General features: G+C 41.7%; 11 protein-coding genes. All 11 read right to left on the bottom strand.

Annotated features, from left to right (window positions below; genetic code table 11):
- Window positions 1-31: 31 nt before the first annotated feature.
- Entirely contained in the window at window positions 32-1,990 is a 1,959-nt protein-coding gene (locus tag CSD97_RS10745) for a transglutaminase domain-containing protein (protein ID WP_098032378.1), read from the bottom strand.
- 44 nt (window positions 1,991-2,034) lie between these two features.
- Entirely contained in the window at window positions 2,035-3,954 is a 1,920-nt protein-coding gene (locus tag CSD97_RS10740) for a hypothetical protein (protein ID WP_005835278.1), read from the bottom strand.
- A 1-nt stretch (window position 3,955) separates the two neighbouring features.
- Window positions 3,956-4,846, bottom strand: a complete 891-nt coding sequence (gene lepB / locus CSD97_RS10735; RefSeq protein WP_005835276.1) for a signal peptidase I — start codon at window positions 4,844-4,846, stop codon at window positions 3,956-3,958.
- A gap of 12 nt (window positions 4,847-4,858) precedes the next feature.
- Entirely contained in the window at window positions 4,859-5,731 is an 873-nt protein-coding gene (locus CSD97_RS10730; protein WP_034523106.1) for a DUF1573 domain-containing protein, read from the bottom strand.
- 2 nt (window positions 5,732-5,733) lie between these two features.
- A complete protein-coding gene (locus tag CSD97_RS10725) occupies window positions 5,734-6,720 on the bottom strand; it encodes a BF3164 family lipoprotein (RefSeq protein WP_225982649.1) in 987 nt (328 codons plus the stop codon).
- A 198-nt stretch (window positions 6,721-6,918) separates the two neighbouring features.
- On the bottom strand, window positions 6,919-7,146 hold the full coding sequence (locus CSD97_RS10720) for a hypothetical protein (RefSeq protein ID WP_008665591.1): 228 nt from the start codon (window positions 7,144-7,146) through the stop codon (window positions 6,919-6,921).
- 26 nt (window positions 7,147-7,172) lie between these two features.
- Window positions 7,173-7,412, bottom strand: coding sequence for an NVEALA domain-containing protein (locus CSD97_RS10715; protein WP_005835269.1), 240 nt, complete (start codon window positions 7,410-7,412; stop codon window positions 7,173-7,175).
- A gap of 270 nt (window positions 7,413-7,682) precedes the next feature.
- The gene (locus CSD97_RS10710) at window positions 7,683-8,750 is read right to left on the bottom strand and encodes a BF3164 family lipoprotein (protein ID WP_009037140.1); all 1,068 of its coding nucleotides are present in this window, start codon (window positions 8,748-8,750) and stop codon (window positions 7,683-7,685) included.
- Complete coding sequence (locus CSD97_RS10705; protein ID WP_005835266.1) at window positions 8,719-8,955, bottom strand: NVEALA domain-containing protein; 237 nt, start codon at window positions 8,953-8,955, stop codon at window positions 8,719-8,721. Before CSD97_RS10705 ends, CSD97_RS10710 begins: the two co-directional genes overlap by 32 nt.
- A gap of 138 nt (window positions 8,956-9,093) precedes the next feature.
- Entirely contained in the window at window positions 9,094-10,110 is a 1,017-nt protein-coding gene (locus CSD97_RS10700) for a response regulator transcription factor (RefSeq protein WP_005835264.1), read from the bottom strand.
- Window positions 10,111-10,257: 147 nt separating this feature from the next.
- The gene (locus CSD97_RS10695) at window positions 10,258-11,823 is read right to left on the bottom strand and encodes an ATP-binding protein (protein WP_098032377.1); all 1,566 of its coding nucleotides are present in this window, start codon (window positions 11,821-11,823) and stop codon (window positions 10,258-10,260) included.
- Between the last annotated feature and the right edge of the window lie 290 nt (window positions 11,824-12,113).

Here is a 12,113-nt window from a genome sequence, read left to right as displayed (position 1 = left end):
ATCTATCAAATATTCAATAGTATTCTATAATTCACCAAAAGATTTGTTTCCCGTCTTTATATTCAAAAATCCGTTCATCTTTACCGGCTGTGTGATTCTTCAGATAAAATAAAGCACCTTGAAACCCTGAATAGACAATAGAATCTGACACAGCCATTTGCCGCCCGACAGAATTCCATTTTCCTCCACCCCAATAAAACAATTCATACAAATTACCTTTATAAATAAAATTCACCTCATTACGAGGAGTATACACCACCTTCTCCACACGATGGGGACTTCCAAAGTCCATCCCGGTCCATCCTCCATCCGGATGTATATAATCAAATGAAGTATCCGGATTACCGTCAAATGCGTTCAAATATTCATGTGTATTGTCTTCAAAACTTCCCGGAGTACCTATGATTTCCCCATATAGAGGTATGGTATCTTCCGTATTCTCATAAAAAGCCAGTTCCGAGATATTACAGAAACATCCGTCAGCACCCTTATAGCGCATATACCGATACGGTTTATCAGACTTCAACCGGGCCACAGTATATAGCCGATACGGAGCCTCCTTTATCAAAAGTAGAGTATCCTTTCGCCCAAAGTCTGCCCGGTCGCTTCCTTCCACTACTCCCCCAATCATCCGGTCATTGAAAAGAACACTCAAAGTAAGATGGCACTTCCTATACAAGACCAATTCCTGCTTTTCAGCTTCCGGAACAATGAACCGTATCTTTCCGGTTTCACGCTCCAGAAGAAAAGGAGAAGATACTGCAGCGTATTCCTTTCCGTTCCAGGCAGCCAGCGTAAAGACCGCCCCGCCTCCCACATCCTCAAAACGAGCCTCCCGCTTTTTAAAGAAAGTATATCCTATAGGTTGCCATTGTAGTCTGTTGGCAAGGCACAAATACACCATATCCCCCTCACGAAACTGTCCGGAAAGCAAAGAATCCGGAAGAGCTACAGTCCAATTCCTGTTACCGGTATAAAGTGCAGTGACATCGCGGAAGAACGGACGTCGGAATGCCGGGTAAACATCGGAATATTTCCCCAGTTTCCGTACCGCCTCCTTATCAATACTATAGGTTGCCCGGTACATTTTTCCCCTCGAAATGCTATATTCTTCCGCTTTGCTCCATACTTCTTCATAAGGAAGATTTGCAATGTATGTCTTTCCTTCCTTATCCAAAACAAAATTCCAGAAATGAGAGGCATTGTTGTCTCCCAATACCATCACCCTATCTACTCCGCACGGAATGCCCAATGCCCGCAACACATATATCATGGCATCCGTAAACTCTCGGCAACTGCCCGTATGCCATTTCAGTACATCCGGTCCCAAATGAGGCCCCACCGGAAAAAGAGCCGTATTCCGGTAGTTCGCTTTCCGCAACGTATCCATCAACAACTGGGCGGCAACCTTAGGATTATCAGCCTCATCTGTCTTCCTGAATTCATCCAAAATCGGGCTATAGCACTCATAAATTTCTTTGCGCCAGAGAGAAAGCGGCTCATCCCCTATTCTATAAGGCAATATATATTCGCAGAAAGTATCAAAATCAACATGCTTTCCCCAAGGTTGCTCCCGCCAGACTTTGAATGCCCATTCTATATGATTGACCAAAAAAGCGGAATCCACCGTCATAATGTCCCTCTTATAAGTCAATTGATTTATAGAAAATTCTCCATCTGCTCTTTTCAAGGAATCAATCAACTCTTGCACATGCCTGGAATAAGGAAATGAAACGTATTCACTGAAATACTTCCTATAATTCTCCAAGGCCTTTCCCTCGTAAGCACCATGAAAAGGCATATTCTCTATCAGAAAACAAGCAGCACGATATTTGTCACCGTCCTCTTCCTTGTAACGGTCCAGTACCTTTTGCAACTCCGCACGGTTATCACCGGCAAGATTCAAAGCTGTGTCCAACCACTGATTTTCCGAAGAACAAGCCACAAACAGACCTGCTGTAAACCATACCCATACACACCAATGCTTCATATCACTATTCCATTTTTTCTATTCCAATCTGAAAGGCAGTCCAATCAATCCTTACAATCCGATACAAATACCTGCTTACCAGCTTCCATATGAAATATCAGTTCTTCTTCTCCACGGGTACTGTCATGCAAATAGAGCAAAGCTCCCGATGGTATCCCGTCATATGGTAGAAAAGGTTTTTCGGCAATTTTCTTCCCCAATGAGTTCCAACAGCCCTCTCCCCAATAGAAGAGTTCATAATAATCCCCTATCCTGACAAAGTTATCATCGTTACGGGGCATATACATAAAATTGTCTATAGTAACAACCTTTCCAAAATCCACCGTTACACTTGCACCGGGTTTTGATGAAATGAAATACGACAACGGTTCATTATCATAGACCTGATAGGCAAAAGTATTTGCTGTGGCTGGAGCATCTCCCCAACTGTCTATAGGGACAATCTCTTCCTCTCCTTTATAAAAATGCATTTCGGCAACTTCCGCATATCCCTCTGCCGAAGAACAAAAACGGGCATAGCGACCCCTTACCGGTTTCTCAAGAATAACGTGATTATAATTGATGCCGGGCGTATCTTTCACAGTACACAATAACTCCGCATTTTTAAAATCCTTATCACAAGCCGCCTCAAAATGCCCGTCTTTTATCCCTCCCATATAATTCCTGATACGTTCCGAAAGAGGGTATTTCCGATACAATTCAGCAGAATAGCACTTGGAGGTATCTGCAACATAAGGATGTATATCCTTGCCATCAAAATAAAAAGGATTTCCAATAGGGCGATACTGCCCGTTTGCGAATGCCAACAATATATAAACCTGCCTCGAAGCCAAATTCCTGAAAAGCGCTTTTCCACTTTCTACCTTAGTAAAATCTATTCCCCGCCACCCATAAGCACTGAACAACCCCACATAAACATAATTCCCGTCCATCCCTTCTACCGGCAGTTCCAGATTCGAATCAAAATAATTATCCGACACTTTTCTTGCAAACACATCCTTAAAAGCAGCCGGTACGGACCGGTTCCGCATAAAATCGCCATCCATGTCCCATTGTCTGCCAAAACACCGGCGGTAAACCACGCTCGGGCGCCGACTGTCAATATAGAAACTTCCCCGTTCCGGCTTCCGGGAAGGGAAAGTAAAAGGAAGGCAGACACCCGTTACATCCCTCACCACATTCCACACATGCCCTTTCCGTGTTTCCGCATTGAAAGTATAGAAATCATAGGCTACCGGGACGCCGATGGCCCGCATCACATAAATCATAAAATCACAAGCATCCTGACACTTGCCGATACGATTATGCAGCAGGTACTCTCCTCCCAAATGCGGATAGTTAAAGACCCATGTAAACCGGTAAGGGTCTTCCTTCTGCAAATACTCCCAAACTACGCTAATCGCCTCCACTACATCGATACCCGTATAAACCTCGTCCAGCAAAAAGGAATAACGGTCATGGTATATCTGCCGCCAGTTGTCCGGAGTCTCATTTCCGATACGATAGGGAAGCAGCCATTCACAGAAATCTGCAAAAGAAAGGGAAGCATTCCACGGACGCTTTTTCCAACCATCAAAAGCCAAATCAATGTTATTTATCAAGAATTCAGCCCTTATATTCAGTACATCCGGTTTTCTCTGCAATCCGGAAGGGGTATAATAATCCCAATCCGGTACGGCAGTATCCTTCAGCATCACCCCATAAGCATCTGCCGAAGCCAGCACTGTTTTCAAAGAATCCAGTTCTTCACCTTCAAGGGCATAGTGATAAGGCATATTTTCTATCAAGAAACAAGCGGCTTTATATTTTTCAGGCTCATCTTTATAATATTCCAGTACCTTTTCCAGTTCGCCTTTGTTGGTTGCAGCACACTCCAGTGCGTACTCCAATCTGCCGGAAGCATTGCAAGCCTCCAATATCCCGGCAATCAATAATATCCAGAGCAATTTAAACAGAACTTTCATCTTAGTCTATTCTTTTAAAGATACGTTTCCATCTCATTTTTCCAGTATTCGGGCTGACGGACTTCCATACCAGCCATGCCCTTCCCACTATAAATGGTTCCGGCAGTAATCCCCAGTAGCGGGAATCTTTTGAATTCACCATCTTGTCACCCGAAACGAAATAATAGTTCTCACAGAAGCGGTAATTGTGTATCACACTGTCCCCCAGCAGAACCGAATCTCCATGCAATGTCAGTTTCTTTTTCTGTTCCCACTCTATCACGTTCCGATACAGCAACCGTGTTTCCGGATTCATTCCTACCACGCTGCCTTTGGCCGGTATATAAAGAGGCCCAAACTCGCTGATAGTCCACCCATTACAGCCACCATCGGGAAAGCTCTTAAGAACAAGGCCCCGCTCCTCCGTCATTCCCGAAGATATCAATTCATCCAATTCCTCCTGCGCCTGCACATTTCCTGCGATACCATCAAATCCGGACACACGATAATGCGTATTCCTTATCTCCAACGTATCCCCCGGCATGGCGATACAGCGCTTCACGTAATACAACATCACGTCCAGCGCAATGCTGTCCCACCTGCCCGGATAAGGAAAATTGAACACCAACACATCATTCCGCTGATAATTTCTCCATCCGGACATACGTTGTATCTTCACCTCCTTTTTCTCCACGGCATCAAGCACATTGAATAGGCGTGCTCCACCCGAACATTTATCCACCAGAATACAATCACCCGCCAGCAACGACGGTTCCATCGAGTCCGACGGTATCTTGAAGGAGGTCACCACAAACACCTGCAATACTATCAGTATCACAACAAGCAGGCACAGACAGAATAATACGTTTGTTATTCCATTCAACCATTTTTTCAATTGCAGCCGCTCCTTCATCCCATCAATCAGTTATTTTGCATCCCCACTAATCTTCAAAACCAACGGAGAATTTTCTGTATTGCAATATACCGTTATCGTCTTGTCGAAGTGCTCCGGATGTTCGGCTTTATAAACCACTTCCAAAGCTATTTCCTTACCCGGTAATGCCGGTTCCTTTGAATAAGCTACGGTAGTACAACCACAAGAAGTGGCAACATCTTGTATAACCAATGGTTTGTCACCCACATTCTTCAATATAAAAGTTGCTTTTTGTTCCTCCTGCCAATCAAAACGACCCAGCGAAACAGATATATTGCTGGCATCCACTTCTGTTTTTATCACTTTACTTTCATCTCTTCGTTCTATCTTCTCACCTTTAATAATCTTCAGATAGAGTTCTTTCACTTTAGGATTATAAATTGGATTACCAATAGCAATAACCCTATTATTTCTATCTAACAAAAAAGTTTGAAAATTCATATTAGAAGGAAATTTATTCAATTTATTAAACTTATTATTTTTATCTATATATACCGAATGATTAAACCGTTCTCTCTTTAACAAAAGCCGTATTTCATTAAGCTTATATGGCTGAAAAACAAACTGAAAATGCACAGTATTCGGAAATATAGAATCAACATTTACTGCAAAATCTTGCCATTGTGATAAACCCAATTTACAACTCATACAACCTATCGAATCTATATAGGTTATTATCTTATACATACATATGGAATCTGCATTCAAAGTATCTCGACCTTGCATAAAAAAATGCATATCATTAGGATACAATATTTCACGTCCTTTCCACTCTTGCATTAACTTTACGAGTATTTCTCGATCCTTATTTCCACAAGAAATAAATAGTATAACTGACAGAGAAATATATAAAATACGATTCATAACTACAAATTCAACGAATATTTAACCAATTCTACTTCCTCTTTATCCATTAAAGCATATATTGTATCATCTGAATCTGATACACAAAAATTCATAATTGGAAAATCTAAGACAAACTTACATATAGGAGTGGCATCCCAAGCTAGCTGATAAATAATTTTTCCATTAAAAGCCTTTACACCAACTTCCTTATAACTATTTCCTGAATACAGTAGATAAACATACTTCTCTGTAGCATAAGCTTTAATAAAAGCCATTTTATTAGCTACACTCATTGGGGCCGACCTAGTTGTACCTGTATCTTCTGTTTTATATTCAGGGTATCCTCCTACAAATTCAAATGATTTATCTATATTATCTTTATTTACAGAATACAATGAAAATATAGGTGCTGACCCTATAGCAAAGACAAATCGATTCAATGATTTATTAGAAGATAACGTTCCTTGATAAGCCATTCCTCTTAAACGATTTTTAACTTCTTTTTCTTGTTTATCACGATAAGGATACTCGTAGTAATACCTACTTCCAATATGCTTACCAGTAAGACTAAACATATTATTTTCATAAAACCCTAATCCTAAATATGTATCATATTGAGTTGGGCATATATTTAAGCTCATCAGACTATCCTGCATCAACACTGGAAATTGAATGTTTCCTTGTTTAATTTGCCGTAGATTCATTTCCACTAGGTTCCGCTTATAAACATCATATACCCCAATTAACGAATCTCCATACAAAGAGCACAAAGAAAAAACCTGAAGGAATTCATTATTACCTTCCCCTCTTTTTCCAAAATGATATACAGAATTATTATCTCTTAAATCTATTAATGTAAATATACTATCATTTATATCATCATAGATAACAACCGATGAATCAGCATAATGAATAATATATGGTCTCCCTAAAATTAATTCATGATTTAAGACATTCGCAGAAGTAATTTTACGCATCTTTGTAAATGAAGCATCAAATTTTCTCATTTTTTCATCATAATTTGTACATGATGAAAATGAAACTACTAAAATTAGAACCAATAAATATTTCATAATAAAGAATAAAAAAATATTAGTATATTAACATATAATCAAGAGAATTCTCTTCTTCGTTGTCTTTTATTTTGAATAACAAAGAAGAGTTCTCCTGAATTACTTTCTGTATTTATCCAATAAAATGAATTACTAGAAATACTGACGATACCCTCTTACAAAAAAGCCATCATAATCTACAAAACATGTACGATCTGTTTGAATACAAAATGGACCTATTATAATCTCTGCACCAGACGCCATAGCATCTACATTCTTTAACAGCAACTCACATATCTGCTCAGTATCTTCTACAGTATGCAATCTTTCTACACTGATTAAAGAAAACAGAACAACAAACAATATTAATATTTTTTTCATACTATTTCTTGATTTATATTTATTAATTAAACATAGTGTATAAGCGATTGTCCTTTACATCCACCCCATCCCCAATCTTTACAGATACCAATTGCATATATAGCACAACCATAACAATCACCAGAACCTTCACCACCATCTGCTAATGCTTCTATATTAGCCAATGCCAAATCAGACATAACATCTGTTTTCTGATTTGCATAAACTCCATATCCTGCAATCGCTGCAAATGCTGCAACAAAAGCTATCTTAATCATTTTCTTCATACTACTCTTCAGTTTTATTAGTATAAGATTATTCTTTTTTTATCATTTACCACAAGCATAATGCTTGCGTACCAGAATCAAGATATAAAAATCTTGGAGAACTCTTTTCTTGCCATACCTATCGAAATGGCAGAAAACACACTCTGTTTTCAATTCAAATTACTATCTTTGCCTCGACCTCCTTTCTTGGTGGGTTATGGAACGGACGGTACGAGATGCACCAACCAAACGTGAACCGTCCGTTCCTCTCCATCCATATTATAGTTTACTTTATTTCATACTATACTCTATTATCGGATCATCTTTATTCACATCCGTTGCCAAGATTATTCCTTTTTGTTCATCTACCGATATGCCATAAACATAATGATCTAACACATACCTGCAGAGAGGTTCGCCGGTCAGACTAAAAACATAGATATACCGTCCTCCATCCGGCAAATAGACACCTTGCTGTACATTTTGCGCAATTTCCTTAAAAGAGCGCCCATGAAAAACCGCATAGATAGCACTGTCTGCCACTTGGACATCGCTAAATCCCATGATACCCGTAGGAATACCATAACCCTGAGAAATCTTAAACTCCGGTTCACCGTGCGGACCAATGCGTACCACATGCGTACTATCTTTCAAATTAAAGACTTCAAGTACTTCGCCCAACTGGGTAACTGCTGCCAGCACTCCATTTCGGGGATTATAGTCGATGAAGCTACGCCATGCCTGAGCCAATGCAGGACGGGCATTCTGTAAAGCCTCCGCGTTGGCTGACGGTATTTGACCGGTTCTGCGCAATAATTTCCCTTGATAGTTTACCCAGCAAAAGCGGCTACTGCCAGATCCGTCCGGAACAATGAAGGTAAAGTCGTCAACCATCACAAAGTCTAAAACGCGAAGCATGTCAGCATCCATATTTATCACTTTCTGAGGAACGATTGAGCAACCCGACGAAGTAAAATCATACTTGGTCAATACGGACTTACCAGCATCAAGTCCCCACAGAGATTGACCATGCCATCGGATATTTTCAGCAGAAAGCATCTCTTCGGGAGCCTCGCCCCGCTTGCCGAACGAAGCAAAATAGCGGAAACCCGGATAGTGGAAAACATGGCAAAAGTAGTCCGTGCCATGCAAATCCATTACCACAGCCTTATCACCCTGCACCCGAACGCGGAACGGATAACGGAACAAAGCGGTGTCCAATGGCTGTACCCTCGCTTTCAGCTCGATTGTTTGCGGAAAATCCATGTAGGCAACAGAAGTTGCTACTTTTTTCTGTGTACAAGAGGAAAAGGACAGTGCGGATAGGCTAATGAGGCAGGCTATAATAAATTTGCACATGAGCTACTCCTTGATTTGTTAAAGGACAAACTATTGAACCACTCCCAAAACATTTGCTATCATCCCCACTCTCACCAGCAGCCAATGCCTCTATATTTTCCAATAGCAAATCATCTAGCTTTTCCGAATGACTAATTTGAACATAGCTTAAAAACGAAATGGCACTAATTGCCAAAGTTCCTAATAGCTTCACCTTGCTTTTCATAGTGTTTTTGTTTTTTGTTACACAAGCAAAGATAAAAGGATTATTTTGGCTTTTGCAAGTCTTTATTCGGAAAACGCCCAAAGTTGGGGCGTGAAAAAAAGTTCACACCCGACACACCAATATGGGTTAACATTTCATCTACTTGGAGATAACAATTTGATACCCCTTCCTTTCCGGCAGAAGAAGAATCTGAACGGAATCGTCCGCCTCAAAGAGTTTACCCAATAAACTTATTGCTTTTCTGCGGCGGCTGCCTAAATTCAAATCACTCAATGGCCAACCGCAAATTTCCGCTATTTCATCGTTCGTCAGGAAAAGTTCGGACGACTTGGCAAAACCAAGTAATAACTTCGCAGCTTGTGGCGTACAAGATATTTTTTCACCTTCATAAGTCAGTGTATGGTTGACGGAATCAAATATATACTTCCCGAACCGGTAAGTGCTCTTTGTCAACGTATCAGCCGTTTTTCTCTTTCTATACTGTTGCCCTCCTATATAAACCGCCAGTCCCAATAACAGAATGCACAAAATACAGGATAGTATCTGCAGCACATGGTCTGCCCAATCCACACAGTGCCAAAAATCAAGCAGCATATAAGCTGTCAACCTCATTGTGTACATATCGTCCAAATAGTAAGTGCCTAAATCATTCTGTGAAGCAATTATAGTTTCATCTCCAGTAGATAATTCTTGCACAATGCCCTTTCCCATCGGATTAACCTTCAGAAAAAGAGCACACATGACTCCGCCATACCTATCATTCATCTCAGCTTTCCACTCAAGACAAATCTCTTCCAATGGAAATTTTCCATAATAATTCAACATATCGGCTTTAAACCCTACGACATCCAACGGGAATAGTCCTTGTGCCTCTTTCAATGAATCTATTATCACTTCAAATTCACCATTTTCTGATATCGCTTTCCTTTTGGTATGCTTCTTACCACTATCAGACCCAAATGCATAGAACATCCCCAGCCCATCAAATTCCCGATTCACGACCCGTTCCGCAACCTTCCGCAGAGTTTCTACAGCAACCTCCTTAGCCACGTCTTGTCCCTGGTTGGCATTATCATATAATGCTACTATCACAGACACTGCCACCACTACAATGGCACATATCCATATCATAAGAATCTTCTTATAGCGTTTCATCTACTCCTTCCTTTCTGTTGCTTATTCATTTCTACCCATGCACTCGAAGAGGCATCCGCTTAATAGCGCCAAAGTTAAACAATAATATAAAGAAAAAAGGAAAATGACTTGAGAAAGAAGGATATAAAATCAAAACAGTTTCTTCTTCTAATCTGCTTTAGCTATTTTCCACCCGCCAATCGTCCGCGTGGAACTGTCAAAAATCACGCCAATCTTTACCACACGCCTGCCGTCTGCCCGGTAAGGGATGGCATACTGCTTGCTGTCAATCTGAGCCAACGCCTCTTCCGGGGTACCGTCGTATTTGAACTCGAAGACATAAACGACATCCTGCAACTGCACCACCACATCCGCACGGCCTACGGAACTCTTCACTTCCGACTCCACATATTGCCCCATCAACCGGAACAGCAAATAGAAAATGGTCTGATAATGCTTTTCGGTCTTGTTCTCCAAATCATTGGGAATGGAGGCAAAGAAGGAACGGGTACGCTCCAGGCAGCTCTCCACATCACCCTTCATCAAGTCGCGAAGGAAAGAGACGACGTAGAAGGTGTTGTTCTGGGCAGGCAAGTGCACGTAAGAGGGAAGCAGGGATTCAATGAACCCTTTACGGACCTCACCGTTGGGATAGGCCAAACGATAGATTTGGAAATTACGGTCATAGCCCTTAATGGTCAGATAACCGCTCTGGTAGAGCACCGGGATGGGACTCGTTATCTGTTCCGTAGGCGCATCAAACTGCTCATCGGTAGCCTCAACACCTTCCAGCGCACGCACATCGAAGTCTGCATGGCGCAGAATATCTATCAGGAAAGTAGGCGTGCCCGTGGAGAACCAATAGTTCTTGTATTCTTTGGAATTGAAAGCATTGAACAGGCTGAACGGGTTGTAAATATCCGCACAAACCTTACTGAAATGATAACCGTCATATTGCCGCTTCAAATGCAAGCATGCCTCCTCGTAAGTCTCATCATTAGCCTCGGCCATCCGCTCAATATCGGGTTTCAACTGCGTCAGCAGTTCCTCCTCGGTGATGCCGCAGAGGGCACTGAAGTCATCGCGCATACTGATATTTTGCAAATTGTTCAGTTCGCTGAAGATGCTCAGCTGGCTGAACTTGCTGATACCCGTGATAAAAAGAAAACGGAGATATTGCCCCAGCCCCTTGAGAGGACTGAAGAACTTGCGCATCTCGTTGCGAAGCTGTTGTTGCAAAAGGGCATCGGAATTACTGTCAAGCAGAGGAGCATCGTACTCGTCAATCAGCACTACAACCGGCTTTCCGGTCTTGGCGTAGGCACGCAGGATGATGCCTTGCAGACGCTCTGCCGCCCCCTCTTCCTCTTCCTTTTTTCCGTAAATTTCTTCCCAACGAGATAAAAACAAATTCAATTGCCCCGTCAAGTCACGCAGCTCAGTATATTTCGTCAAGCTGAAATCAACGTGCAGCACCGGGCAAACCTCCCATTCCTGCTCCAGACGTTCCATAGCCAGCCCTTCGAAAAGTTCCTTTTTCCCCTGGAAATAGGCCTCCAGCGTAGACACGAGCAAGCTTTTGCCAAACCGACGGGGGCGGCTGAAGAAATAAATTTGGTCTGTATTCACCAATTTGTACACCAGCTCCGTCTTATCCACATACACACAATTCCGCGTACGCAGTTGCTCAAAATTCTGTATCCCTATCGGATAGCGTCTGCCACTCAATTCCATAGCTGCTACTGTTTAAATTACAAGTATGACAAAGATAGCACATATTCCGCAAAAAAGAAAGCACGCCCATGGCTTTTTCATCACAAGCCCTCACTGCAAACCTACTGCACATCTTTTGCAGTAACACTGCAAAGGCGTTGCAGTAGCACTGCAAAACAGTTGCAGTGGCACTGCATCTATGTTGCAGCGGCACTGCAAAAACGATGCACTGGTTTTGCAGTGAGTATTTGGTATCTTTAACATTGGCACCCAAAGCCTTACAGCGGAGCAGAGCCCGTTTTCATCACATA

The sequence above is a fragment of the Bacteroides sp. AR29 genome (genome assembly GCF_900217715.1).
GTDB classification, from domain to species: domain Bacteria; phylum Bacteroidota; class Bacteroidia; order Bacteroidales; family Bacteroidaceae; genus Bacteroides; species Bacteroides uniformis.
This window is presented reverse-complemented; position numbering and strand designations above follow the sequence as displayed.

Excerpts from the sequence above, each read along its gene's own strand:
- CSD97_RS10720 (WP_008665591.1), bottom strand. The coding sequence starts at position 7,146 with ATGAAAAAAATATTAATATTGTTTGTTGTTCTGTTTTCTTTAATCAGT.
- CSD97_RS10700 (WP_005835264.1), bottom strand. The coding sequence starts at position 10,110 with ATGAAACGCTATAAGAAGATTCTTATGATATGGATATGTGCCATTGTA.
- CSD97_RS10730 (WP_034523106.1), bottom strand. The coding sequence starts at position 5,731 with ATGAATCGTATTTTATATATTTCTCTGTCAGTTATACTATTTATTTCT.
- CSD97_RS10710 (WP_009037140.1), bottom strand. The coding sequence starts at position 8,750 with ATGTGCAAATTTATTATAGCCTGCCTCATTAGCCTATCCGCACTGTCC.
- CSD97_RS10725 (WP_225982649.1), bottom strand. The coding sequence starts at position 6,720 with ATGAGAAAATTTGATGCTTCATTTACAAAGATGCGTAAAATTACTTCT.
- CSD97_RS10705 (WP_005835266.1), bottom strand. The coding sequence starts at position 8,955 with ATGAAAAGCAAGGTGAAGCTATTAGGAACTTTGGCAATTAGTGCCATT.
- CSD97_RS10740 (WP_005835278.1), bottom strand. The coding sequence starts at position 3,954 with ATGAAAGTTCTGTTTAAATTGCTCTGGATATTATTGATTGCCGGGATA.
- CSD97_RS10715 (WP_005835269.1), bottom strand. The coding sequence starts at position 7,412 with ATGAAGAAAATGATTAAGATAGCTTTTGTTGCAGCATTTGCAGCGATT.
- CSD97_RS10695 (WP_098032377.1), bottom strand. The coding sequence starts at position 11,823 with ATGGAATTGAGTGGCAGACGCTATCCGATAGGGATACAGAATTTTGAG.
- lepB (WP_005835276.1), bottom strand. The coding sequence starts at position 4,846 with ATGAAGGAGCGGCTGCAATTGAAAAAATGGTTGAATGGAATAACAAAC.
- CSD97_RS10745 (WP_098032378.1), bottom strand. The coding sequence starts at position 1,990 with ATGAAGCATTGGTGTGTATGGGTATGGTTTACAGCAGGTCTGTTTGTG.